At 50.1% G+C, this 26787-nt stretch carries 17 protein-coding genes; 7 read left to right on the forward strand and 10 right to left on the reverse strand.

The genetic code is table 11. The features are described from left to right. Positions 1-5 precede the first annotated feature (5 nt). The 7 genes from BMW71_RS04365 to BMW71_RS04395 all read right to left on the reverse strand — a co-directional run bounded on the left by BMW71_RS04365 (position 6) and on the right by BMW71_RS04395 (position 9212). Positions 6-1028 (reverse strand): 3-hydroxyacyl-CoA dehydrogenase family protein, encoded by a 1023-nt coding sequence (locus BMW71_RS04365; protein WP_092169885.1) that lies wholly within the window; start codon positions 1026-1028, stop codon positions 6-8. Between the two features lie 53 nt (positions 1029-1081). Next, positions 1082-2158: a Gfo/Idh/MocA family protein gene (locus BMW71_RS04370; protein ID WP_092169888.1), complete on the reverse strand. Its 1077-nt coding sequence runs from the start codon at positions 2156-2158 to the stop codon at positions 1082-1084. A gap of 100 nt (positions 2159-2258) precedes the next feature. Further along, positions 2259-3083 (reverse strand): 3-keto-disaccharide hydrolase, encoded by an 825-nt coding sequence (locus BMW71_RS04375; RefSeq protein ID WP_092169890.1) that lies wholly within the window; start codon positions 3081-3083, stop codon positions 2259-2261. Between the two features lie 8 nt (positions 3084-3091). Further along, positions 3092-6208 carry a DUF7133 domain-containing protein gene (locus BMW71_RS04380; RefSeq protein WP_092169893.1) on the reverse strand — a complete coding sequence of 1039 codons (3117 nt, stop codon included), beginning with the start codon at positions 6206-6208 and terminating at the stop codon, positions 3092-3094. 8 nt (positions 6209-6216) lie between these two features. Beyond that, entirely contained in the window at positions 6217-7110 is an 894-nt protein-coding gene (locus BMW71_RS04385; protein ID WP_092169896.1) for a phytanoyl-CoA dioxygenase family protein, read from the reverse strand. Positions 7111-7124: 14 nt separating this feature from the next. After that, positions 7125-7886 (reverse strand): 3-keto-disaccharide hydrolase, encoded by a 762-nt coding sequence (locus BMW71_RS04390; protein ID WP_092169898.1) that lies wholly within the window; start codon positions 7884-7886, stop codon positions 7125-7127. Positions 7887-7913: 27 nt separating this feature from the next. Next, the gene (locus tag BMW71_RS04395) at positions 7914-9212 is read right to left on the reverse strand and encodes a Gfo/Idh/MocA family protein (protein ID WP_092169901.1); all 1299 of its coding nucleotides are present in this window, start codon (positions 9210-9212) and stop codon (positions 7914-7916) included. A 188-nt stretch (positions 9213-9400) separates the two neighbouring features. Between BMW71_RS04395 and BMW71_RS04400 the strand changes: the two genes are divergently transcribed. The 4 genes from BMW71_RS04400 to BMW71_RS04420 all read left to right on the forward strand — a co-directional run bounded on the left by BMW71_RS04400 (position 9401) and on the right by BMW71_RS04420 (position 15962). Beyond that, complete coding sequence (locus BMW71_RS04400; RefSeq protein WP_092169903.1) at positions 9401-12286, forward strand: FAD-binding and (Fe-S)-binding domain-containing protein; 2886 nt, start codon at positions 9401-9403, stop codon at positions 12284-12286. 207 nt (positions 12287-12493) lie between these two features. After that, positions 12494-13597: an acyltransferase family protein gene (locus tag BMW71_RS04410; RefSeq protein WP_092169909.1), complete on the forward strand. Its 1104-nt coding sequence runs from the start codon at positions 12494-12496 to the stop codon at positions 13595-13597. A gap of 29 nt (positions 13598-13626) precedes the next feature. Further along, positions 13627-14856 carry an alginate lyase family protein gene (locus BMW71_RS04415; RefSeq protein WP_092169912.1) on the forward strand — a complete coding sequence of 410 codons (1230 nt, stop codon included), beginning with the start codon at positions 13627-13629 and terminating at the stop codon, positions 14854-14856. Between the two features lie 80 nt (positions 14857-14936). Further along, positions 14937-15962 (forward strand): DUF3667 domain-containing protein, encoded by a 1026-nt coding sequence (locus BMW71_RS04420; protein ID WP_092169914.1) that lies wholly within the window; start codon positions 14937-14939, stop codon positions 15960-15962. Positions 15963-15970: 8 nt separating this feature from the next. Here the strand turns inward: BMW71_RS04420 and BMW71_RS04425 are convergent, their stop codons facing one another. Further along, positions 15971-17023 (reverse strand): alginate lyase family protein, encoded by a 1053-nt coding sequence (locus BMW71_RS04425; protein ID WP_092169917.1) that lies wholly within the window; start codon positions 17021-17023, stop codon positions 15971-15973. Positions 17024-17052: 29 nt separating this feature from the next. Then, positions 17053-17928: an AraC family transcriptional regulator gene (locus tag BMW71_RS04430; RefSeq protein WP_092169920.1), complete on the reverse strand. Its 876-nt coding sequence runs from the start codon at positions 17926-17928 to the stop codon at positions 17053-17055. A 155-nt stretch (positions 17929-18083) separates the two neighbouring features. On the opposite strand from BMW71_RS04430, the gene BMW71_RS04435 reads away from it, so the two are divergent. From BMW71_RS04435 to BMW71_RS04445, 3 genes are read left to right on the forward strand one after another with little or no spacing between them, the layout of a single operon-like run. Beyond that, positions 18084-21584, forward strand: coding sequence for a PVC-type heme-binding CxxCH protein (locus BMW71_RS04435; RefSeq protein WP_092169923.1), 3501 nt, complete (start codon positions 18084-18086; stop codon positions 21582-21584). 24 nt (positions 21585-21608) lie between these two features. Beyond that, the gene (locus tag BMW71_RS04440) at positions 21609-22469 is read left to right on the forward strand and encodes a sugar phosphate isomerase/epimerase family protein (RefSeq protein ID WP_092169925.1); all 861 of its coding nucleotides are present in this window, start codon (positions 21609-21611) and stop codon (positions 22467-22469) included. Between the two features lie 36 nt (positions 22470-22505). Then, a complete protein-coding gene (locus tag BMW71_RS04445) occupies positions 22506-23621 on the forward strand; it encodes a Gfo/Idh/MocA family protein (RefSeq protein WP_092169928.1) in 1116 nt (371 codons plus the stop codon). 88 nt (positions 23622-23709) lie between these two features. Here the strand turns inward: BMW71_RS04445 and BMW71_RS04450 are convergent, their stop codons facing one another. After that, positions 23710-26658 (reverse strand): FAD-binding and (Fe-S)-binding domain-containing protein, encoded by a 2949-nt coding sequence (locus BMW71_RS04450; RefSeq protein WP_092169931.1) that lies wholly within the window; start codon positions 26656-26658, stop codon positions 23710-23712. Positions 26659-26787: the final 129 nt, after the last annotated feature.

Below are 26787 nucleotides of genomic sequence, written 5' to 3' on the forward strand. Positions count from 1 at the left end.
GCGTCTTAGGATTGGTTTTTGCGTTCCGGAGGTATTGATTCTTTCTTTTCATCCAATTTTCGCTGGACGATATCCGCAGGGTATTTCTGCGTTAGCTCTCTGATTTCGTAAGAAAACTCGCTGTAAAGGTCTTTCCAGATCGCTACCTCCTCTTCGGTATAGGTATAAAAGCCACGTCCGTTTGCAATGCCTTTTCCTCCCGCATCCACGATGTCATTGATAACCTTTCCTGGAGCAGCATCATTGTTTAGGGTGGGAAAAAGGTCCTTCATTACCTTCCTGTAAGAGGCAATTCCGGTAAAATCCATCCAGCGGAACACCCCCATCATGGGAAGAAAATATCCGGCAACATTTCTACAGGCACGATCCACGTCTTCCACAGATGCATAGTCCTCCTCCACCAAATGCATGGCTTCCCGGTACATCGCATACATGAGCCGATTGGCAATAAATCCCGGAAGGTCTTTTTTAACCAATACTGTTTCCTTTTGCCACAATTCTCCCAGATCGTACAGAAACTGGGCCTTTTCCAAATCGCTTTCTGCTCCGCAGATTACTTCCAGGAACCGGGTGGTATAGGCCGGCTCCATCCAATGCAAGCCAAAAAACCGGTCCGGATGACTAACAAACTGTTGCAATTCGGAAATGGGAATGGCCGAGGTATTGGTGGTAATCAACGTTTCTTCCGACACGATTCCATCCAGGATTTGAAAAACCTCTCCTTTCAGGATTTTGTCTTCTTTGATGGATTCGATGACCAGGCTGCAGTGTTTTAAGTCGGATAGATCAACAGAAGCAGAAAAGTCCTTCAAATAATCCGATGCTTCTCCCTGAATCAGTCCTTTTTTGAGGGCCAGTTTGAAGTGGTCTTTTACTCGTTTGGCACCATCCTCCAGCGCTCCGGGAACCAATTCAACACCTGTCACCGGGTGCCCGGCCATTAGCATACACGCGGCTATGCTGCTTCCCATAAGTCCAAGACCAATAATCCCAACGGGAAATTCTTTCGGATCAAAATCTGTTGACATGTGTTCGTAGTGAAAGATGAAAAAAAGAAGGTGATACCGCCTTCTTTATAGATTTACAAGTGAACCACTTTTCCCGTTCTCACCGATTCGTCACAGGCAAAGGCAATGCGCAAGCTATTGACGGCATCTTCCATGTGATCGTTCAGGTCGGTATCCTGGTGAATGGCTTCCAGAAAGTACTCCTGCTCCCGTTGGCATAGTGCATTGTGATCGGGTTCGTCCCGGAGATCAATCCATTCATCTTCATGGGCAAAGGCTTCGTTGGCATCCAGTTCGGAACGATGGTGCAGCAAGGATTCCGTTTTGGTATGTGCTTCAATGCTATCGGATTTACCGGATCCCCCGGCTTCTTTTGCCACGATGGAAACGGATCCGTTTGGACCAAACACGTCTTTCACAAAAAAAGCGGTTTCGCTGACCATGGGTCCCCAACCGGCCTCGTACCAGCCCACCGAGCCATCTTCGAAGCGAATCTGCAGGTTGCCGTAATTGTAGTTTCCCTCCGGGATTTCTTCCGTTAACCGGGCACCGATGGCATACACCTGCACCGGCTTAGACCGGGTCATCTGACACATCACATCGATGTAATGCACGCCGCAGTCCACAATGGGACTCAAGCTTTTCATTAAGTTTCGGTGAAGGGTCCACATTTTTCCCTCACTTTGTTGATTCAGGTTCATGCGCATCACCAGCGGCTTACCCAATTCCTGGCTCACCGAAATAAATTTCATCCAGGAAGGGTGGTGCCGAAGGATATAGCCCACGACCAATTTCTTGTGGTTCTTTTTGGCGGCGTTCACCACCCGCCGGGCACCCTCCACGGTATCCGCCAGTGGCTTTTCGACAAAAACATGACAGCCTCGTTCAAAAGCCTCGACCGCAAAGGTCTCGTGGGTATCCGGATAGGTGGAGATACTGACTGCATCGGGTTTGGTGGCATCCATTGCCGCATAATAATCATCAAAAAGCGGATAGCCTCCACCCAATTTCTCATTCAGCACCTCCTTTGTTTTCCCTCCGGAAACCAGGCCTACTATTTCAAATCCATTCAGTTGGTGGTAAGCCAACGCATGGGAAGCACCCATATTGCCGCAACCCACTACTAAAATCTTTATTGGTTTTTGGGTCATGATTTGTTTGTTTTATGACTAGTTTCGTTTCCCTGTATAATCTCGATTGTATAACCGATTCTAAGTTAAAAAAATATTCCCTGAAGCAAGGACCTTTGTGCTATTTCTTTGACAAAGGGTATACCGCAATTTCCTTGAACGCAATGGAAGCCCCCTCAGACTGTACCTGAATCCGCCCAAATTCCGGAAGCACCTCCTTTGCAAAATTTACGAGGGTACCATTTAGGTAAACGGCCACTTGCCCTTCCCAGGCCTGTATTTCTAGTTCGTTCCATGCGCCTACCTTTCTTTCAACATCCTCCTTACCTCGAAAACCAAGGGTATCGAACCACTGGGGGGATCTGCCAAACCAGTTGATCCGACCACCATGTACGCGTTCGTATTTTCCCTCCGGAGCAAAATACATGGCATTGCCCGGATCTTTGCGCACCACCGGCGCGCTGAGTCCAAAAGTAGTGGAACCGTCTCCTACCACGATAAAATCGCCGGTACCCCCTTCGATAATCTGTACTTCTATTCCGTGCATCCAAATCCCGTTATAGCCGCCATCCTGGCCTTGCGAGTGAATCAGGATCCCACTATCCCGTGCCTTCGCCTTTCGATCCCCGTAGGTAGGACCTGACCAGCGAAAAGTAGCTTTCAAAATAAAATTATCGTACGGGTTTTTCGTCGTGATGCACCCCCACTCCTCTCCGCTGATATGCAACAACCCATCATCCACCCGAAATACCTGCAATGGATCCTGATCCCTTCCCCTACCTTGAATGAAGGTGTACCAGGCGTCCAGATTTTCTCCCGCAAACAAGGGAATACCCGTCCCTCGCTCCCAATCGGTTGGGCTGGGGAGGGGTTGACCAAAACTGGCAACGACAGCAAACAAGGAAATAACTGCGAGTACGGATGAAAAATACGTTGGTTTATTCATAGCTGGGTCTAATTTTTTCTGGCACGGGTATACATGCCGTCTGGTAAGGATTGCAAATAAAGCATCAAATCACTTAATTCTTGAATATCCATGGCATTTTCCAAACCGGCCGGCATTAAGGATTGGGAGACAGGGGATAAATTTTCCACGTCTTCTACGAGAACAAACCGCGATACATTGGGGCCCAATGCTATTTCGTACCTACCTGCTTCGAAGGTTTGGATAATCCCCGTCAGGTTTTGACTTCCGGTGCGAAGGGAAACCGTTTCGTACTCCCGAGCAAAACTGGCAGAGGGGTAAACGATGGCTTCCAGAATATCGTGCCGGGAACGAATTTCTCCAATGTTCGTCAAATCCGGACCAAAAGTACCTCCCTCACCGGCGACCGCGTGACAGCTGCTGCAGGTTCCTTTACCATAAAAAACCGCCCTTCCCCTGGAAACATCTCCGGGCAGCAAGTCGCTTTCCAGTGATTCCAGGGCAAGCAGACGATATTCCTGGGTGCGCCGCACACTGTCCACAATCGCCGATTCGTTTTCGGCAAAAATCGTTTTTACCCTATCAAGAGAGAGCCTGTCCCACTCTTCCTTACGCTGCAACAAGCTTTGCTCCAATGCATTCAACAGCGCTACCTGCTCCACCCCATGGAATAGCTCCAGCACCACCGGCACATTTTCCGAAGACACCTCCGGGAAAATATGCTGCAAGATCCAGTCCAGGCGGTTTTGGTCAAGTTCAAGGTCTTTCAAAATCCGGCCAACAAGGGCGTGGTGCTGCCGAACTTCTTTTAGCAAAAGCTGCTGGGCAATCCAGTGAAATTCGGTGTCTTTAACTTTATCTCCCCGTGCCACCAGCGCCTGATAGGCCATCAGCCGAAGGGAAACGGCGGTTGCATCGTTCTGGGAAAGTGCTTTTAATTCTTCGGATAACTTCGTACTGTTGATTTGGGAGATCACGCGCAGGGTTGCCTCCTGGATGGAGCGATCCCCTTCCTTCAGATACAGGCGGAGGCTAGTGCCTAGTGCAGCCGAAGGGTTTTTGGGTGGAAAGGAAGCAAGTAGAGATAGTAGCCATTCTCCCCGCGGATTGCCCTGGTTCTCCCTCATCTTTTCAGAAAGGTACGCCTGCACAGGTTCCTGATCGACAAATACAGGCCAAAGATCCCGTATCCCATCCAGGTCCGGAACGGGTTGGGCAGTTTGTGAGTCCATAAACGAAATAAAGGCCTGGTGCCATTCCGGATGGTTTTTCAGAACCCAGGCCCCAGTTCGCTGCGCGGTGGTATCCGATGCGACCAAAAAGGAAGCGATCGTTTCTTCTACCAGCAAGCCGTTGTTTTTTTGATCCAGCGCGATGACTACCGCTTTGTTGAAGCCGGATGCGGCCAATTCCTCCAGCAGCAAGGACTCGTTTTTCATTTCAATTAGTGCATAAATAACAGCATGTTCGAAGTACCGATCCTCCGGGTACCGTTCTAAGGCCTGTAGAAGCGGTTGCGTAGCCATGGGATCCGCGATTTGGCCCAGTGCTACGGCCACCTGCCTGGCAAGTGGAAGGGAGCTAGCCTCTGCAAGTACACGAATCAGTTTATCCCTTGCGGTATTCACTTCTGCCATTCCCAACACCCGGGCGCTAGCGGTCCTTACCAGGTCACTCGGGTCGTCCAGCCCTGCGTGCATCGTATTCCAGGCTCTCGGGTTTTGGGTACGGAACAAAAGAAACACGGCATTCGCACGGACCGTTTCGTCCGGATGCGCTTGCATCAGGCTTTGTAAAAAGGGGATAGCGAGCAACGGTTGATGGAGCAGGTAATTCCCTGCTTTCTCGGCCACTGCGGGTCGGGGATCTTCCAGCAGCTTTGCCAACTGAGCCACCGACAATTGAGCCCAGGGAATGTCGTTTCCCCAGGGATCTGCAACTTCTCCGGAGCGATCTTTTTTTCGAATACGGAAGATCCCTCCCGGCACATCCGGTTTGGCGGTGCGGCTTAACGGGCAGCCCGAAATAAACCAGCCACCGGTATTGACCAACAGCAAGTTTCCATTGGGCTCCTGCAACACATCGGTCGGATGAAAGTCGGGCAGTCGGCTCTGAAAAAACGGCTGCGCTTCTACCCGAAAAGAGGCGCCTTCGGGTATCAGTTTGCTTTGGATGATTCGACCGGTATTGAATTCGGCGTGAAACAAATTGCCTTCAACATCCTCGGCCCAGCCCGATCCGTTATGCCGCATCAATCCGGAGGGAGAAACCCTGGCCATCCGGTGCATGACCGGCATCAATTCGCCCGTGCGGACCAGTTGATCCTCTGAAATAACAGGATGGGGTTTGGGATATACCCCATTTTCTACCCAATGCATCAGCGCATCCCGGTATCCCCCCTGCGGATCGGTAAAATAGGTCATGGTTCCCAATACTTCCCCGGAAGGCGTAAAAGCCAATTCAATCGCATTGTCGAAACCACCACCAGCAAATGACTGCAACTGGGTACCATTTGGCAGGCAACGCCATATACGCGCACCCTTCCCCTCAAAATGTACAAATTCCTTACTTAAAATATCAAATCCACGGCGGGCGTCCGCCAGGTATAACCAGCCGTCGGGTCCCATGAAAGGTCCACTCAGTATGGCCGCATTGTGATTCAATGTCCATCCGGAAAGCAGGACCTCCTCTTCATCCGCCACTCCATCCCCGTCGGTATCGGTAAACTTCACCAAATTCGGAGCATTGGTTACGATCAAGCTACCGTCCAGAAAAACGCCGCCCATGGGAAATGAGAGCGAATCAGCATAGACGGTTTTGTGCTCAAACAGCCCATCTTTGTCGTTGTCCGACAAAAGAAGGATGCGGAAGTCCGGATTTTCTTCGATACCAGAAGTGCTTTCCGTTTGTCCGCTGGATTCCATGACAAAAAGCCTGCCCTGATCGTCGAAAACAGCAAACATGGGATAGTCCACCAAGCCGGGCAAGGTGGCTTCTTCAAGTACATAGCCATCGGGTAACACCCAGTCCTGCTGCCCACTACTGGAGGGGTCCCCACCGAAAAAACTGGCCCAAACCAAAAAAACAACCAGGGCCAAAACCAGCCAGGGCCAGGCGGGAATCCATTTTTTCCAGGTAGTCCGCATCAGCGCTTTCAGGAGTTTTGAACATTAGCGCCCCGCTCTAACAAAAGCGGGAAAAACTGACCGGTCAATTTTTCTCCTGGCTGAAAAACAGGTACCCCGGCAAGCAATTCGTGTTCGGTATTGGAACGGGTTCCGTCGGCGAATACGTTCAAAACAAATGCTCTTCGGGACCTTTCGGATTTGTTTTCGTAAGAACCGTGCACCATAAGGGGATGGTGGAACGTACCGTAACCTTTTTCCATTTCGATGGGGACGGGACGAAATTCCTTTTTCTGTGCATCGGTCAGGTAATCCATCAATCCCTCCATGTCACCAGCCAATTCCGGCTTATCCAACAAGCCCCATCGATGACTTCCAGGCACGTAATAGACGCATCCGTTTTCGGTATCCGCGTCGTCTAACCCCACCCAGCAGGTGAGGTGTTGCATGGGTACGGAGCGTGTCCAGTACGCGTAATCCTGATGCCAGGCCACTACGCCACCGTGTTTGGCAGGTTTGCAAAACAACTGGTCGTGCCAAAATCGCACTGACCGATCCCCCAAAAGCTGACTTGCCGCCATCACAAAGGCCGGATTCCACAAAATATCGTGAAAACCACTGGTAATGCGCCAATGGCCCAGGGAATGAAACAAGACGGTGTTGGGATCCGCCGATTCGTTGGACTTGAACTCGTAAAACAATTCGTTACCGGGATGGCTGGGATCGGTTAATTCTTCCAATTCTTTGGTTAACACATCCACCTGCCAGGGATCCAACAATTTGACATGAGATAAGTAGCCGTTCTCCTTGAAGAAAGCCACTTGCTCTTCCGAAAGGCGGTACTTTTCCCAATCTTTTTCTGTTTGGGGCCATTTAAATAGATCGGTGATCAACTTGTGAATCCGGGATAAATCGTTCGACATGGGTAACGCGTAAATTAGGGATTGGGTAATAAAGGTGCTGTTTGATCCGGGGACGTAACGCCGGGAGGAAGTGGGGTCACCGTCAGGTTGCGAAAATGAATCGGTGCTCCTTCTGACTCCAGGCAGATATATCCTTTCTTCTGGGTTGACTGACGGATGCCGTTCACGAATTTTCCATTAACGGAAAGCTTGATCACGCCATCCACGCATACCACCACGTAGGTATTCCATTGGCCTTTTCCCAGGCAACGGTTTTCGATGGATTTACTGCGGGTGCCGCGTGGATTGTCGGGAACGGTCTCCACACCACCCACGCCAAAGAGCTCTCCGTGTACGTAGGCAATGGGCGGCAACTCCCCATCCGGACGTTTATTTTGGTTGACCCAATCCAATTCCAGCATTTGTACTTCCACTCCATCGGGCAACCGGTTTTCGCCAGGTACTGCACCGGACCAGACAAAGCTGCCGGAATTTCCACCGGCTTCCATGTGTTTCCACTCCACATACATGACGAAATTTTCGTATTGCTGCTCGGAACGAATCACGCCGATCGGTAAACCTTCGCATACCAACTCCTCCCCCTCAAAGCGCCAGGTAGCCGGGCCCGTATTGACATCCCTCCAACGAATGGATTTTTCTTGTGTCGCCTTTCCCTGAATCAATGCATTGAGGTCTTGCTCCTTTCCAAATTCAAATAGAAAATCCTGCGCCGGAAGCGTGTATGAAATAAATAAAAGGGCAAGTAAAAGTAAGGGGGTTTGTTGTTTCGTATTCATAAAATTGAGTTAGAAAATCGTCAAATGCTACACCACTTTGGTAATACCCGGTACGGCGATGGGCGGAACGTCTACCACCAGGTCCCATCGGTAATCGTCAGCGGCGGGGCCCAATTTATGCTCGCTATTCATTGCCTGTTCCCAGGTGATGGTTTGTCCGCTATAGCCGACCATTCTTCCCAAAATGGCCAGCATGGTACTATTTGCCATCAACTCTCCCTCATTCATGGGTTGGCCGGCCCTGATGGAGGCAAAAAGTTCTTCGTGTTGGGTCTCGTAGGGGTTGTTGGATTCGCCTTTGTAATCCCAACGCTCGGATCCCATCGTGGCATGAATTCGTTTACCTACATCCACGGAAGCAAACCCTTCTGTACCAGCTATGTCTACCTTATTGGTATTGGAACAGCCTTTCTGTTGCCGACTAAAATGAACGCCTTTGATGTTGTTTTCGTATTCGTATTCGATGGCAAAGTGGTCGTAGATATTGCCCCACTGTGATTCTGTGCGGGATTGCCGGCCGCCCGTACCCGTGGCTTGGATCGGCAAACGGTCGCCGAGTGCCCAGGACATCATGTCCAGGCTGTGAACCATCATCTCCACGATGTAATCTCCCGACAGCCAGTCGTAATAGTACCAGTTCCGCAATTGGTACTCCATCTCCGTCCAATTATCCTGCCGGGGTTTGTACCACAAACCCCCGCCATTCCGTGCGGTGAAAACCGAGGTCACTTCGCCGATTTCCCCATCCAAAATTCGATTGAACAGGGCGCGTTTGGGAAAATCATACCGAAAGGTAAATCCGGATACCACCGACAGGCCTTTCTCTTTGGCTTTCCTGGCCGAAGCCAAAACGCTGCGTACACCTGGAGCATCGACTGCTACGGGTTTTTCGCAAAATACGTGCTTACCAGCGTCTACGGCTGCTTTGAAATGCGCCGGACGGAAGGCAGGTGGCGTCGTAAGGATTACCACATCCACCCCTGCATCTAATACTTTCTGGTAGGCATCAAATCCTACAAACTTCTGTGCATTCCCGACTTTGACTTGTTCGGGATTTATCTTTTTCAGCGATTGGTAGGACTCTTCCAGGTAGTCGGAGAAAATATCTGCCATGCAGGTAAGTTCGGCGTCTTTATCCGCCTTCAGCGCTTGGGCAGCAGCTCCGGTGCCCCTTCCTCCACAACCGATAAGTCCCACTTTCAATGGTTCCCTACGGGCAGCATACCCTTGCCGAATGGAAAAACCCATGGGAAGCACGGCGCTGCCAATGACTGCCGTGCCCGTGGATTTAAGAAATGTTCGTCGGTGATTGTTTTTATTCTCCATAATTCACTACCTCTGTTATGTTGGCCTGTTGGCCCATATATTTTCAAAATCAAGCGTAAAATACGATATGTCTTTTCAAGTTCAAACAATTTTTCTACCAAAAGCCCGGGGAAAAGAGATAAAAATATTTGCGCTTGTTATCAAACGACAAAAAATAATATCTTTGAACAAATTGACAATAAGCCTTCATGCAAACTAATTCGCCGGCTATCGCCACTTCACTTTCGGATCTGATCGAAGCGCTCAAAGGAGAGGTATTGACAGACTCTTTTTCGCTGGGCATGTATGCCACAGATGCCAGTATTTACCAAATTTTTCCATTAGCGGTTGTTCTACCCAAAGACGAAAGCGATGTGAAAAAAGCCCTGGAATGGGCCAATAGCAATCAGGTCACCATTTTGCCCCGTGGCGGCGGCACCAGCCTCGCCGGCCAGACAGTCGGCAATTCGCTCGTGCTCGATTTTTCCAAATACATGGACCAGACCCTGGAAATCAACACCGAGGAACGATGGGTACGGGTGCAGCCTGGAAAGGTTCGGGATGTTCTAAACGACGAGTTGGCACCTCTTGGGCTCCATTTTGCCGTAGATCCAGCCACCTCCAGCCGGGCAAATGTTGGAGGAATGGTCGGTAATAATTCTTCGGGAACCAAGAGTATTCTCTACGGAAAAACTGTGGACCATGTACTGGAAGCAAAAGTATTGCTGGCAGACGGAACCGGTATGCATCTAAAAAATACAGATGCGGAAACCTATAGGCAAATAGCCCTAAAAGACAGCCGGGAAGGGGAAATCTACCGACGATTTAAGGAAATCATCAACAAGAACAGCGCCTTGATCGAACAAAAATTTCCAAAAGTCATGCGGCGGGTTGGAGGCTACAACCTGGACGAATTCATACATACCGAGGATTGGAACCTGGCAAAATTGATCACGGGAAGCGAAGGTACGCTGGCCACCACCCTGGAACTAAAACTCAACCTCGAACCGCTGCCTTCTTTTAAATCGGTTTGCGTGCTCCATTTTGCAGAGTTGTTGGATGCCGTTGGGGCGGTAACGAGCATTTTGCCGTACCAACCCTCTGCTGTAGAGATCTTGGATAAAATCGTGGTGGACCTAAGTCGCGAAAACCTCACCACCAAGCGGCATTGCCATTTTATCCAGGGAGATCCAGCTGCCATCCTGATCGTAGAATTTTACGGAGAAACCTTGTCGGACGTAATGGACCGACCCACCCAAATGATCAAGGAGTTACAGGAAAAGGGCCTGGGATATGCCTTCCCGTTGTTTCCTCAGGGGCCAGAATACGAAGACGTATGGGTGGTGCGAAAAAAAGGACTCGGCCTGATGCTGGGAATTAAAGGCAAGAAAAAGCCCCTACCCTTTATAGAGGATGCCGGAATCCCTACGCAGCACCTGCGGGAATACATTGATCGTACCCTACAGATCTGTAAAAAACACCAGACGGAAGTAGCCATGTATGCCCACGTAAGCGTGGGGGTTATCCATGTACGACCCATACTGGACCTGCGGGACCAAGCGGATATCGAGCGCCTGGAAGCCATCGCGGAGGACACCTTCCAATTGGTCATGGAATATGGAGGGTCCTGGAGTGGGGAGCACGGAGACGGCCTCGTTCGAAGCCCGTTTAACGAGCGCTTTTTTGGCACGGAACTGTACCAGGCCATGATTCAGGTCAAACGCCTCTTTGACCCGGAAAACCGCATGAACCCTGGGAAGATCGTAGAAGCGGAGCCCATGTCACGAAACCTTCGGTATGGGAATCGGTACCAGGATCAGGCCGTAGAGCCTGTCTTTCATTACCGATCCGAGCAGAGCTTTCAGGAATCGGTCCACATGTGCACCGGAGTAGGCGAATGCCGCAAGTTACTCGGTGGCACCATGTGCCCCAGTTTCAAGGCTACCCGGGACGAAGAGCATACCACGCGTGGTCGGGCCAATGCCCTGCGAATGGCCATGTCGGGCCAATTGGACGAAAAAGGGCTGCGCAGTGAACGCCTGCAGGAGACCCTGAGTTTGTGTCTGAGTTGCAAGGCCTGCAAATCCGAATGTCCCAGCAACGTGGACATGGCCAAAATGAAAAGCGATGTGATGCAATGGTATTACGACGCCAATGGCGCCAGCCTGCGGGACAAAATGATCCGGGATGCAGCCGGCATGGCCAGGCGCTTTTCCGGCAAACTGGCCAAACCGATTAATTTCCTGCAATCTTCTCGCTTGTTTCGGAAAAGCCTGGAAAAAATCGCCGGATTCGATAGCCGGCGAACGCTCCCTGCCTATGCCTCGGAATCATTTTCCAACTGGTTTGCGAAAAACGGCGGAAAGCAGAAAAAAACGGGGAAGAAAGTGGCCCTTTTTGCCGATACTTACCTGAACTACCACGAACCCTCCATTGGCAAGGCAGCGGTAAAATTACTCAACGATTGCGGATACGAAGTCGTGCTGGCCAACGTGGGCTGCTGCCAGCGACCCAAGATATCCCATGGTTTCTTGAGAGACGCAAAAACAGAAGGAAAACCAACCGTGGAAAAGCTACTCGCATTTATCGATCAGGGCCTTCCTGTGCTGGTGTGCGAACCGAGTTGTGCCTCCGCATTGAACGATGACTTTCCGGATTTATTCGATGAAAAAGAAGTAGCTGACAAACTAACCAAAAACGTACTAATGATTGATGTTTTCCTTGCCAGGGAAATGGAACGGGGAAATCTGAATGTTCGCTTTCGCAGCAAGGGAAAAGGGCTGCAGATTCACGGTCATTGCCACCAAAAAGCGCTGTATGGGACCCAAGCAATGAAAAAAACCCTGGGAGAACCGGCATCCTGCACCGAAATTCCTTCCGGATGCTGCGGCATGGCTGGCTCCTTTGGCTACGAGAAAGAACATTACGCCCTGTCTCAAAAAATCGGAGCCGAAGTTTTGTTTCCTGCCATCCAAAACGCCCCGGAGGGAAGCGAACTGGTCGCTTCCGGCTTTAGCTGCAGGCACCAGATTGATCACTTTACCGGAAAGCAGGCAAAACACTGGGTCGAATGCGTGGAAGTGATTCCCGAATAGGCGTTTGGCGCTGAACATTCCCTTTCCTACACCCAGGCGTAGCAATACCCGATTGGTGGCAGGAAGTGGGTTCGGCGGGACTCCATCCGCCTACCGCTACCCTGCCCGATAAAAAATCTACGCGAGGAAATGGCCGAAACCAGACGATTTATTTTATTTTTACCAGAATTACCCATTAAAAAATACACCAAATAATCCAACCTATACATGAATACAATCCCCCAGCACGCACCCCGAATCCTCTCCATCGATGCCTTGAGGGGATTTGATATGTTACTCATCGTATTCGCCGATCGCTTTTTTGCCTCCCTGCATCGGGGCGCAGATACCGCATTTACCGGATTTTTGGCCCGGCAATTTGAACATCCGGAATGGTTTGGTTCCACCTTTTACGATATCATCATGCCCTTGTTCCTGTTTGTAGTCGGGGCGGTCATACCTTTCTCCCTGTCCCAGCGCATGCAAGAGCAAAGCAGCAAAGGACAGCTGTACCGTAAATTGCTCAAGCGCTTCGTTATTCTTTTTATCCTGGGTTGGATCGTGCAAGGCAACCTGCTGGCCCTGGATGCGGGGCAGTTTAAGGTCTTTAGCAATACGCTACAGGCCATCGCTGTGGGCTATGTAATTTCTTGCCTGGCCTTTATTCACCTAAGCCGAAATGGCCGCTACCTGTTATTTGTTGGCTGCCTGGTTGCCTATGCACTGCTGCTCACACTTCCGCAGGTACCGGGCCTAGGCAGAAGCACACTGCTTCCCGATCAGAATTTTGCCCTTTATGTGGACCGCTTGGTGTTTGGACGCTTTGACGATGGACTGCAATACACCTGGTTGTTGTCCGGTTTGGGCTTTGCTGCTACGACCCTTTCCGGTTTGTTTGCCGGTGAATGGATTAAATCCGAAATGCCGCGAGAAAAAGTAGCTCGCTACCTGTTCGTAGCCGGATTGATCGCTCTGAGTCTGGGACTGCTTTGGGGCATCTGGCATCCCATCGTAAAAAAGATCTGGACCAGCTCCTTTGTACTTGCCTCCTCGGGTGTTTGTTACCTGCTCCTGGCAGGCTTCTATTGGATTATCGACGTCAAGGGCAAAACAGGCTGGACCTTCCCGCTAAAAGTGATTGGCATGAATGCCATCACTGCCTATGTGCTTTCCCATGTCATTGATTTTCCGGCCATCGCCGATGATCTATTATTCGGTCTGGAGCAATACGGCGAAAGCTGGTACCCGGTGTGGACCAGTATCGGCGGTTTTGCGATTTTGTATACCTTGCTTTGGTACATGTATGTCAACAAAACCTTTGTCAAAGTATAAGCGGTACAGCTTTCAATAAATGACTTCCCATGCGTTTACCTTTGCTATATCTCCGAACTGCAATCGTACTTATTGGGCCATTTTGGCTGCTATTGCGCACCGAAACCGTCTTTTCCCAGACCGAAACGACGGCCACCGGGGTATTGGTTTCTCCGGTGGAACTGGCCGAAATCAAAGCCAAAGCCGATCAGGGACTGGAACCCTATCGGCAAAACCTGCAAGAATTCCTTTCTTTTATCGATAGCCTGATGGCGACTTCTTCGGAATGGCAAGACCTTTCAGGGGAAGTGATCGTTTACGAGCGGAGTTCGTCCAGTCCCATTCAGCTGAGTTCGATCGGGGCGAAACTGGTGTACGGTACCGCACTCGCCTGGCACCTCACGGGAGAAGAGAAATATGCCCAAAAATCCCGCTCCCTGATTTTGGACCTTACCGATACCTATGGGTACCGAAATGACGCCGAACCCAGGTTTCACTGGGGCGCACAGGGTATTCTGAATTTGGCTCGGGGGGGTACACCTTATATGTACGCAGCGGACCTGCTGGAACCCTGGTCGGGATGGAGCAGAGAGGACAAGCTAAGCTATCAGCGCTGGTTACGGGATGTCATGTACCCCAAGGTGGCTTGGGCAAGTCGCTGGAGAAAAAACAACTGGGGGGTAGCCGGTTCGTTTTCGGCTGCACTTATCGCCTGGTACCTGATGGAGCATCCGCATTGGAAGCTGGAGGAAATAAGCCCCAAGCCGCGAACGTTAAGTCCTGGCGAGGCCTTTGACGCGCACAATCGGTACCAAATCGGGCGATTGCTCACCACGGACGAATGGAAAATGGATGGAAAAGTAGCGCTGTGGGGAATTCTGCCGAATGGAGCCATTCCAGAAGAAATCCGGCGTGGGGACGATCCGATCGATGGCGACCACCTGGCCACTGATGGAAGTGGTACCCACTATACCATGACATTTATCGAACACCTTACGGCACATGCCGCCTTTCTTCATCGACAGGGCGACAATCGCTTATTCGACCACGTAGCGGCAGATGGCTCCGGTTCGCTCCTGCAGGCCTACTTGTTTGTCATCGATAATCCGATAAGATCTCACTGTTTCACCCCGAATCGAATAAACGCCCTGTATCTGGCCTACGATTATTACCGGCACCCGGCCATGTTAAACGCGCTTGATACCTGTGGCCCCGGCAATATCTCCGGACAGCGCCTGGCTCTCTTTGCAAAACTCACCCGGCCCGTGGTGCACAAGTAAAACCTGGATCCGGATAGCAGAAAGTAGATAAATCCAATGTACTTTTACTAATGGTTCGTATCGTTTAGCTCCAAATCCCCATGAAAAACCAGCGGAAAATCGATCGTTGCCTGAATTGTGGCCGAAGTCTGCCAGACTTTGAAAACTATTGCCCCGACTGCGGTCAGGAAAACAAGGACCAAAAGGTACCGGTAGGGGTGTTTTTGGAAGAACTGATTACAAGTCTCTTTAGTTTTGACGGAAAATTCATTCGCACACTTGGGGTTTTTCTTTTCAAGCCGGGTACGTTGACCCGTTCATTCAACTCCGGCCAACGAAAAAAATACACCCACCCGATTCGTCTGTACCTGATCTTTTCCCTTTTTTACTTCTTCATTATCGGTTTTATCATCCCAAAGGACATGGTGGATCGTATTCTCACCTCTCGGGAGATTTCGGCATCCGAAGAAATCCAGCAGGAAATTGAAGATAAAATTTCCGAATCGGAACGGGAAGAATTGACGAAGCTCCAACAGGCCGTAATAAAGGAAATTCCAAACACAAACCCGGATCATTCCGACAGTGTAGCCAACACGCTTTCATGGAAAGAACTTCGGTTTTTATCCATTGACCCGGAGGTAAGCGTAGAAACCTTTTCGGACACCCTGGAAAAAAGCGCCTACGCCTTTGATTTGGGATTCAGTGCCGAAAAACGGCGGGCTTTCATCGCCAATTCCAACCTGTTTGTTTCCCAGTCGGTAAAAAACCTACCATTGATGATGCTGGTTCTTCTGCCAATCTTTGCACTTTTTGTACATGTTTTGTACAGCAAGCGGCAGCATTTTTACATCGAAAACCTAATTTTGGGATTTCACCTGCATGCCTTTGCCTATGCGTTATACGGATTGGTCATTCTTATTAATCATACTTTCAGTATTCAAAACAATTGGCTTGCGGAAATCGCCTTTGTCCTGGTAACGACGTATGCCTACGTCGCGATCCTACGTCTATTCAAACAACACTGGTTTCGAACCCTAATCAAATTTTGGGTATTGGGGATCGGTTATTTCTTGGTACTGCTTGCCGGAATGGGGCTTGAGCTGTATCTTTCCTTACTTTTGCTCTGATGCAGCCATTATTTCTGCTTGTATGTGGATAAAAGCGCACAAAGGGGGTAGTTGCAGGCACCGATACGGTATTTGGGATCAAAGAATCCGGCCATTGCCATGGTTTCGTAGGATTTTTTCGGGTCATATGCCACGCCAGGTTGGTATTTTTCTAATCCGGCAGCCGCCCGCTCCCGATCTAATTTCACCTTGGTATTATTCCACTGCCGGTAAACTTCCTTCCCTTTGGCATAGGGGATGACATAGTCCAGCGAACGGGCAACGGAAGCTCCCGATGGAGTTTCAAAATGAAAAAAGGCTCTTCCTGTCCCTGGGGTTTCTTTTTCAAGGGAAATGAAAAATTGTAAAAGTGGCTTTAAGCCACTTACATGGTAACTAAGTGCGTCCCGCTGGCGAATATCTACGCTTGTCCCGTCCGAAAAAAGGGCCTTTTCCAGGTAATGACGGGTCCGGGCCTCCGCCCAGGCAAGCAGCGTTTCGTCTTCGACCAGGATTCCAATGGTACCTACCAGATTGATACGCTTGGTTTCCCAGTTGTTTAACGGCACCCGATCGTTATCGATTTCGGCATCAGCGATCGCTTTCAGCCATTTCTCCAAAACAACTTTTTCTTGTGGGTTTAGGTGAGGTTTTAGAAAAAAATAGGAATAGACAACGGGGAGCAATTTGTTTTCATTAATAGGGTTGCCAGAGGCCGTAAGGGTTTTAGCCCAGCTAAGGCTGAAATCCCGCATTTTCTCGAAACTATGTTCGTCCGCAAACAGGGCATAATGCCAGTAAAAAAGCGCCATTTTGTCCATGTCTTCCAAATGCCCTAAGGTCTCCACTCGGGCGGGGTTATTGTCCAGCAGTCCCTCGTAGCGAATCTCGGCAGTTGGGTTGGGATTGTCCAGCCGGATTGCCGACCATTCCTGTTCCAACTGATGTTGAAGCCCTGCTAACTCCCCGGCTTGTGCCAATTCTCGGATGGCTGCCGGATGGACAAGGGTACTAAATTCGGTGGAAATACCGCTAAGGGGAAACCAGCCAGGTGTAAATAAAAGAAGCAAAATCAAGGTCATGGTATGAATATACAGGTTTCGGAAACAATTTATCCATAGCGTTGCAGAAAATCTTTCTTGTAGCTCATCGGGGTCATCTTCATCTTTTCCTTAAATTGTTTGTTGAAATTGGACAGCGTATGAAAGCCACATTCGTAGCTGATCTCACTGATATTGATGTTTTCCCGCTGCAGCAATTTGCAGGCATGCCCGATACGAACCTCCGACAAAAAGTCGGAAAAGGACTTGTTCATTCGGGATTTAAAATACCTGGAAAACGAACTGCTACTCATATTGATTAGCCCAGCTACCTCTTCCAGTTTTACCGGGCGTTGAAAATGATCCATGACAAAAGCATATACGGTACTCATTCGGTCCTTTTCTGATTCTTTGTTGGTGTTCATGTACCCTGCCCGTACGATAGGCTGCACCTCAGTAGAGCGGGCTATGCGTAGCAAAATCTCCAACAGCCCAATAATCCGGTCCAATCCGTCCTTTTGTACCAGAGAAGCAAGCAAAGGTCTGAGTTCCTCATTGGTCGCTCCTAAAATTTCAAGGCCCATGCCCGCTTTTTCGAGGAGTACACGTAATTCTCCAAATTCTTCCTTCTGCATCAGTTCCTTCCCAATAAAATTTTCCGGAAAGTAAACGACGATTCCTTCGGTCAGCAGGTCGCTTCCTTTCTCAAAATATTCCTGGTCATTCCGCCAGAGATGCGGCAGGTTTGGACCGGTAAACACCAGATCGTTTTCTTTAAAAACCCGCATGTCATCTCCGACAAAGCGTGTACCTCGCCCCTGTCTAACCCAAAATAGCTGGTATTCCGGATGAAAGTGCCAGTTTTTGTCAAAATTGGGTGCTACCAGCTCCCTGACCACAAAGGCGTTTTGTTCCGGAATGCGGGATTTTTGAAACGGCTTTTTCAATGAGTAATAAATTTATGCGCGTATTTTGGCTAAACTACAATAAAAATGACAAAAAACAGTAGGAATTAGGTAAAAAACAGTAAGAAATACACTTGTAAATTCCCCATATTCGTACTGTGAAAATACCAAACAATAGCACCCAAACACGAATTACCATGAAACATTGTGGGTTAATCGCCATTGCCATCCTTTTCTGGATGGGCTGCGGCAACAAATCAACGGAAATTAGCCTTTCCGATGGCCCGAGACGGGCAGAGATCCTTTTCCTTGGGCACGAAAGCACCCATCACAATTCCGAAAAGTTAATGCCGATGCTCGCCAGGCATTTGTTTCAAAAGGGCATCAACCTGACCTATACGGCCGATCCCGAAGACCTAAACGCAGAAAATCTCCGCCTGTACGATGGGCTGATGATCTACGCCAATCACGACGAAATCACCGCCGATCAGGAAAAAGCGTTAAAAAACTATGTGGAAGGCGGCAAGGCCCTCATTCCTATTCACAGCGCTTCCTTTTGTTTCCGGAATTCGGATTGGTTTGTCGAAACCGTTGGGGGACAGTTTTCGTCCCACGGTACCGGGGACTTTACCGCTACGATTGTCGATGCCACGCACCCGGTAATGGAGGGAATCGAAGAATTTGAAACCTGGGACGAAACGTATGTTCATGCCCAACTGAACGAAGACATGACCGTGCTTATGGAGCGTGTGGATGGAGAGCACCGGGAACCGTACACCTGGGTACGTGAACAGGGAAAGGGCCGGATATTCTACACTGCCTATGGCCACGACGAACGTACCTGGAGCCAGCCGCAATTTCAGGATTTGGTGGCAAATGGGGTCCTATGGGCTATCGGCGATAACGTTGCGGCCCAGGTTGCGGCCTACGACATTCCGCAACCCGTGTTTGAAGATGCGGAAATTCCAAACTACGAAAACAGAGACCCTGCCCCCCGCTACCAGCTACCCCTATCCCCCGAGGAATCCATGAAGTTGGTACAGGTTCCGGTGGGCTTTGAATTGCAACTATTCGCTTCCGAGCCGGATATCATCAATCCGATGGCCATGTGCTGGGATGAAAAGGGCCGGCTGTATGTGATTGAAACCACCGACTACCCCAACGAGGTTCGAAAAGAGGGTGGCAACGACAAAATCAAAATGCTGGAAGATACGGACGGAGACGGCAAAGCCGATAAGGTTACCATTTTTGCCGATGGGTTAAACATTCCGACCAGCCTTGTCGCGGTAAATGGTGGTATTTTGATTTCCATGGCACCCGATTTCGTCTTTTTAAAAGATACAGACGGGGACGGCAAAGCGGATGTAAAAGAAACCCTGATCACTGGCTGGGGAAAAAGCGACACCCATGCGGGCCCATCCAATCTTCGGTATGGATTTGATAACAAATTATGGGGTGTATTGGGCTATTCCGGATTCCGCGGAGAAGTTGATGGCACTTCCTTTTCCTTTGGACAGGGTGTGTACCGTTTTGACCCCGATGGTACCGATTTTGAGTTTCTTGGAAATACCAGCAACAATACCTGGGGGTTGGGCTTCAGTGAGGAATTCAACGTGTTTATCTCCACCGCAAACGGGCAACACAGTGCCTACCTGGCCATGCCGCGCGAATACGTACGCAGACCGGTTCACGGGGGTTCTGTCAACGCCGTCCATGGTATCGACAGTCATTACGACATGCCCCACCTAACGCCCTTTCTACGACAGGTGGATTGGCACGGTGGGTACACGGCCGCTGCAGGCCATCATTTGTATACCGCGCGAAACTTCCCCAAATCCTATTGGAACCGAGTGGCCTTTGTAGCGGAACCTACCGGAAGGGTGCTCCACAATGCCATCATTGAAAAAGAGGGTTCCGGATTTCGGGAAAAAAACGGCTTTAATATATTGGCTAGTTCGGACGAATGGTTTTCACCGGTCCATGCAGAAGTGGGGCCGGATGGCGCCCTTTGGATTGCCGATTGGTACAATTTTATCATTCAGCACAATCCCACACCCAAGGGATTTGAAAATGGAGAAGGGAATGCCTACATCAATCCGCTGCGTGACGCCAAACACGGGAGAATCTACCGGATGGTGTACAAGGGCTCGGATTCGTACGAGGTGATGAACATCGATTCCGACCGGAATGCGGACCTGATAGCCGGACTGAAAAGTGATAACATGTTTTGGCGCATGACGGCACAGCGCCTAATCGTTGAAAACCAGAAGACGGATTTGATACCAGAACTTTTGAAACTGGTCGACGATCCTTCCGTTGACGAAATCGGTCTGAATAGTCCGGCGGTGCATGCCCTGTGGGCACTGCATGGGATTGGTGCGCTGGATGGCTCCAACCAATCGGTAAACGAGGTAGTAGCCAGGGCTTTGAAACACCCGGCAGCTGGCGTCCGAAAAAACGCCTTGCAGGTATTACCGCGCAATTCGGCTAGTTTGGAAGCGGTACTCGCCACCGATGTACTGAAGGACCCGGATTTGAACACCCGTAAAACCGCATTTTTGGCACTGGCCGATATGCCCAGTTCAGAAACGGCGTCAAACCTACTGCTGACCTCGGCTGACGCGGCCGACAATGGAGCGGACCCTTACCTGCCACAGGCGATTTTCGCCTCGGTGCTTTCGCACCCGCAGTCCTTTGAAAATCTTTCGGCAAGCTTGCTGGACCCCAACAAGCCGGATTCCCTGCTTTCCCTGCGCGAGCGGGTGTCCAAAAGCCTGGTGTCGGAACAATACAGCCTGGACCGACGGGCAGGCATCCCCTACCCTCCGGAAGTTGTGGGAAAAGAGCTACACCTGCAAGCGACGCTTAGTAAAGCGGATGAACCCCTGGAAGGAATTATCGTGGCTCAGGGAAACAGCACCAATGGTTACAGCCTGTATATTCAAAACAACCGCATAAATTGGCTGGTCCGCCAAGATGGGAAAAGCTATCAGGTAAGTAGCGGGACCGGTCTCCCCGCTCAACAATTTGTGCTCAACGCCAGCCTCCTGCAGGATGGAGCGATGGTCCTGAGCATCGATGACCGTCAAGTGGGCACGGCAAAGGCAGCCGGACTATTTGATCAGGAACTGGAACCAAATCGTGTTCGTATCGGTCATGATAACATGGGCTCCGATCAGGTAGGTACCTATCCGGACCGCTTTTATTTCCGGGGAAGGATGAACAGCCGGGCATCTCATCTAAACCTAAAAATTCCTGCCGAAAATACAGGTACAAGCGGGTCGATGGCTTCTTCAGAAAGCTCAACCCAGGGAACCGCAGGTGCGGTGACCATAAAAATGGGAGTAATCCAGCACGAAATGAAATTTGATAAGCCCAGTTTTACCGTGAAGGCCGGACAGCAGGTGACCATTGATTTCGCCAACGACGACTTCATGCAACACAACCTGCTGATCGGAAAGGCAGGCAGCCTGGAGACCATCGGAAAAGCAGCCGATGAATTGGCGCGCGATCCCAATGGCGTTACGATGAATTTTGTTCCCAAAATTCCGGAAGTACTCGCTTCCACCCCTTTGGTAAACCCGGAAACCAGCGAAAGTCTGGTATTCACGGCTCCCAATGAACCCGGTGAATATCCGTATCTCTGTACGGTTCCTGGACACTGGCGAATCATGAATGGCATCATGATCGTAGAATAAGGATTTTTCATTAATCGAGACACAATGGCGTTAGATATTAAACTGGGAGTCAGTACCTGGCTGTGGACGTCTCCGTTCCAGACAGAGACGATCTCCCTTTTTCCAAAAATCAAACAAATGGGCTACGATGCGGTGGAGATTCCCGTGGAAGACCCTTCGGTAATCGATGGCAAAACGGTAAAGCAGGCACTGGAAGACAACGGATTGCATCCCATTGTATGCGGCGCCTTTGGCCCAAGCAGGGATTTGACCCACGAGGATCCTTCCTACCACCAAACGAGTCTGGATTACATCCAACAATGCCTGGACTTGAGCGTGGAAGTAGGTGCCGAATTTGTTGCAGGACCCATGTATTCCTCCGTTGGAAAGGCCCGCTTGGTCTCTCCCGAACAAAAAAAGGTAGAATGGGACAGGGCGGTATCCAATCTCTACAAGGTGTGCGTGATGGCAGAAAAAGCCGGTCAGAAAATAGCATTGGAGGCCCTTAACCGGTTTGAAACCGATTTGATCAATACCACGGAAGAACTCATGCGGCTGATTGGCGACATCAACCACCCGGCTGCACGGGTGCTGCTGGACGGTTTTCACATGAACATCGAGGAGCCAAATATCGAAAAGGCCATTTTGCAGGCTGGCGATAAGCTGCTCCACGTGCAAGTATCGGAGAACTACCGGGGAACCCCCGGCACCGGTCAAACCCGCTGGGAAGATTACAAACGAGGACTGGAGAAAGTAAACTACAGGGGGACCATTACGATCGAAAGTTTTACTCCGGAGATCAAAGAATTAGCTGGCGCGGTTTGCATCTGGAAGCCGCTGGCAAGCAGCCAGGATGCCTTTGCCTCTGATGGATTCCGTTTCCTGAGGGAATGGGCCAGCTCCTAAAATATTCCAATTGCATCACCATAAATTTTACCTATTATGACCCATAAAAAACTCAATATCGCCATCATCGGGCTTGGATTTGGCGCAGAATTTATCCCCATCTACCAGAAACACCCCGGGGCCAATATGTATGCCATCTGTCAGCGAAACGAAGCAAAACTCAACGAAATCGGCAATGCATTCGGCATCGAAAAACGGTATACCGATTACGATGAATTGCTAAAGGATCCGGACATTGATGCCGTCCATATCAACACGCCCATTCAGGCACACGCCGAGCAATCCCTCAAAGCATTGCGGGCCGGAAAGCACGTAGCCTGCACCGTGCCCATGGCTACCACGGTCGAAGAATGCCGGCAAATTGTAGAGGAAACGGAGAAATCCGGCCTGACCTACATGATGATGGAGACGGTTATCTATAGCCGGGAATTTCTTTTTGTCAAGGAAATGTACGAAAAAGGCGAAATGGGCAAGTTGCAATTTCTTCGGGCCAGTCATCAGCAGGAAATGGCCGGGTGGCCTGGGTATTGGGAAGGCTTACCCCCCATGCATTACGCCACGCACTGCGTAGGTCCCGTTTTGGCGCTGGCTAAAGGGCAAGCAGAATACGTATCCTGCTTTGGTTCGGGCAGAATTGACGAAAACCTAATCGAAAAATACGGTTCGCCCTTCGCCATCGAAACCTGCCATATCAAACTGAAAGATTCCGATCTGTCCGCTGAGGTTACCCGCTCACTGTTCAACACAGCCCGGCAATACCGGGAAAGCTTTGACGCGTACGGTTCGGAGAAATCCTTCGAATGGACGCTGATTGAACACGAGGATCCCGTCGTTCATACCGGTGAAAAGCCAGAACGAGTGAAAGTACCGGACTATGCCCACTTACTACCGGAAGAAATTTCCTCCTTCACGACCGCGGGCGTATACGACTCGGACGATAACCAACACCTATCCTTTATTCAAGGTGCAGGTCATGGTGGTTCGCACCCGCATTTGGTTCACGAATTTGTCACCGCATTGCAGGAAGGACGGGCACCTTATCCCGATGCCCGCCAATCGGCAAACATCACGTGCGTGGGGATTTTGGCGCACGAATCCGCCATGAAAGGCGGCGCCATCATCCCGCTCCCTCCATTTACGTTCAACGGCTAGGTGGAGAAAAGCTATTTCCTTTCCTAACCAACCCTCAACCCGGAATACTTGAATTCCGGGTTTTTTTTGTGCATAAAAGCGCGGCTCACTACAAGCCGGCCGCGGCGTATAAAATCTCAACAGGGTGCCGTGCTTTTTTGCCCGTACCATCGGAAATCTGATGCCGGCAACTTGTACCGGGCGCAGCGATCAATGCGTCTGCTTCCACAGCGCGGACAGCAGGAAACAATACCATCTCGCCAATCTGCATGCTCAGCGAGTAATGCTCTTTTTCATAGCCAAAAGATCCTGCCATCCCACAACAACCGGAAGGAATCACCTGAACCCGGTAGTTTTTAGGTAATTCAAGCAGCTTCTTCGTATAATTCACCGAAGAAAGGGCTTTTTGATGGCAATGCCCGTGCAGGTGGACGATTTTGGCTTCCGAGGTAAAGGCATCGGGACCGATATTTCCAGCAATAATTTCTTTCGCCAAAAACTCATCGATCATTTCGCAATGAAATTTAAGCGATTTGGCTTTTTCCCGAAGGCTTTTGTTCACCAGACGAGGGTATTCGTCCCTAAAGCTCAGAATGGCCGATGGTTCCAAACCAATCAAGGGGCTGTCTGCATTTACCAGGTCAGCAAACAAGGCAACGTTTGCTTCGGCCATTTTTTGTGCATAATCCAACAGGCCTTTGGAGATGGCCCCTCTCCCACTTTCCGCATGATCTACCATCTTCACCTCGTAGCCCAGGTGGCGCAATAACGTGATGGCTTTGATGCCGATCTCGGTGTCGTTGTGATTGGTAAATTCGTCGAAGAAAAAATACAGCGATTTGATGATGGGTCTGCCTGAAAGCGTTCGGTACTCCTTTTTGTACCAACTTTTAAGGGACTGCTTGCTGATTGTCGGTAAGGTTCGTTGCGGGGCTACGCCCAAAAACTTTTTCAATCCACCTCCAAATGCAGCGTTTGTAAGAAAAAAATTCGATATATCCGGAACCATACTTCCCAGACCATTTAGTTTGTTGATATACGCAAATGCCCTGGACCGTAACGGCACCCCATTGGTCTTGTGGTATTGGTACTGAAATTCTGCTTTCATCGTGGACATGTCCACGTTGGAGGGGCATTCGGAGGTACAGCCTTTGCAGGAAAGGCAAAGATCCATCACCTCTTTGATTTCCGGATGATCGAAAGGATTTTCCTTTCGGCTATTGGTCAGAAATTCCCGCAAGGTATTGGCCCGTCCGCGGGTGGTATCTTTTTCGTAGCGGGTGGCCTGATAACTGGGACACATGGTACCTCCACCGGAATTTGGCAGTTTGCGGCAATCCCCCGATCCATTGCATTTTTCGGCCATGCGCAAAATGCCTCCTACATTGCTAAAGTCAAATTTTGTCGGAAACTCCGGGGTTACCATTTCCGGTTCGTAGCGAAGGGAAGTATTCATCGGCGGTGCATCCACAATCTTTCCAGGGTTGAATATTCCGTTGGGGTCCCAGGTAGCTTTCAATCGCTTAAATAGATCGTAGTTTTCCTGACCGACCATCATGGGAATAAAGGCAGCCCTCACCCGGCCGTCACCGTGTTCCCCGCTCAGGGATCCCTTGTATTTTTTTACCAGCTTGGCACTGGCTTCGCTAATCCGGTAAAATTCCTCCACATCCCTGGCCTTTTTCAGATCCAGGATGGGGCGCAAGTGGATTTCGCCGGCGCCAGCGTGGGCATAATAAACCGGTTCCTGCCCAAATTCCTTGATTATTTCGGCGAACTCGTCAATATAGTCTGCCAGATCTTCTATCGCCACAGCGGTATCTTCGATGCAGGCTACGGCTTTTTTGTCACCGGGAATGTTGGCAAGCAGCCCCAAGCCCGCACTGCGCAACTGCCAGGCACTGTTGGTCCGATCCGGGCCAATGACTGGAAAAGAATAGCCTAAACCGGCGTTTTTTAAGGCGTCCACAAAAACCAATCCTTGTGTTTTGGCCTCTTCGATGGTTTTTCCCCGAAATTCCACCATGAGAATGGCTTTGGGGTCTCCCTCGACAAAATCCCGGTTTCGACTTTGTTCGACATTTTCCTTGGTACAGTCCAGGATGATTTTATCCATCAGCTCTACTGCGGTGGGTGCATGCTTCATGGCCACCTGCGCTGCCTTCATGCTGTCGTGGATGCTATCAAAATGCGCTGCCACTACGATATCAAAGGGATCAGGTAGTGGATCCAGGTGGATTTTTATCTCCGTGGTGATGGCCAGGGTACCCTCCGACCCGCAAAGCAATTTACAAAAATCGAATGGATTTTGGGATTCCGAAAACAGCTGGGATTCCAGCAAATAATCGAGGGCATATCCCGTATTTCGGCGGTGTATGGCCGCCTTGGGGAAATGCTCCCGAATGTTTTGTTGTACTTCCGGCTTGCTAAGCTCTTCCCGTATGTGGCGGTAGAGTGCTCCTTCCAGGTTATCTTGCTTGCAATTTAATTCGAAATCCGCAGGGCTCATGGATTTAAATACCGCCTCCGTCCCATCGCTCAACAGGACCTTAAGTTCGAGCACGTGTTCCCGGGTACTTCCGTAGACGATGGAGGTGGTTCCGCAGCTGTTATTCCCCACCATTCCACCGATCATGGCCCGGGTAGCCGTACTGGTAATGGGACTAAAAAAATACCCGTGTTCTTTGAGGTAGTTGTTCAATTCATTACGGACGACTCCGGGTTGTACGCGAACCCATCCCTCCTGCTTGTTAAACTCGATGGTTTTATTCATGTATTTGGAGACGTCCACCACAATGCCCTCACCCACGCATTGACCAGCCAGAGAGGTACCGGCGGTACGCGGAATCAGGGAGGTACCGTTTTCTGTCGCAAAACGGATCAGTTTTTTCAGATCACTGCATGTTTTTGGCAAAGCTACTGCCAGCGGCAAGGATCGGTAGACCGAGGCATCCGTGGCATACAAGGTTTTCATCAAGCTGTCAAAATGCAGTTCCCCATCCAGCTCCTTGCCCAATTGGCGCAGAAGCGGGGCAAATTCCGTTGTCGTTTTACTCATGGCCCAAAAATAGGACAGTTAACAATAGGAATGAACAGCTACCCGGGATTTTTATTTCACGAGTGATGAGGCCAGAACCAATTATGGTGGTTATTTTTGAGAAACGAAGCCAACGACGAATTACACCCC

It is taken from the genome of Cyclobacterium xiamenense (assembly GCF_900109255.1).
GTDB lineage: Bacteria > Bacteroidota > Bacteroidia > Cytophagales > Cyclobacteriaceae > Cyclobacterium > Cyclobacterium xiamenense.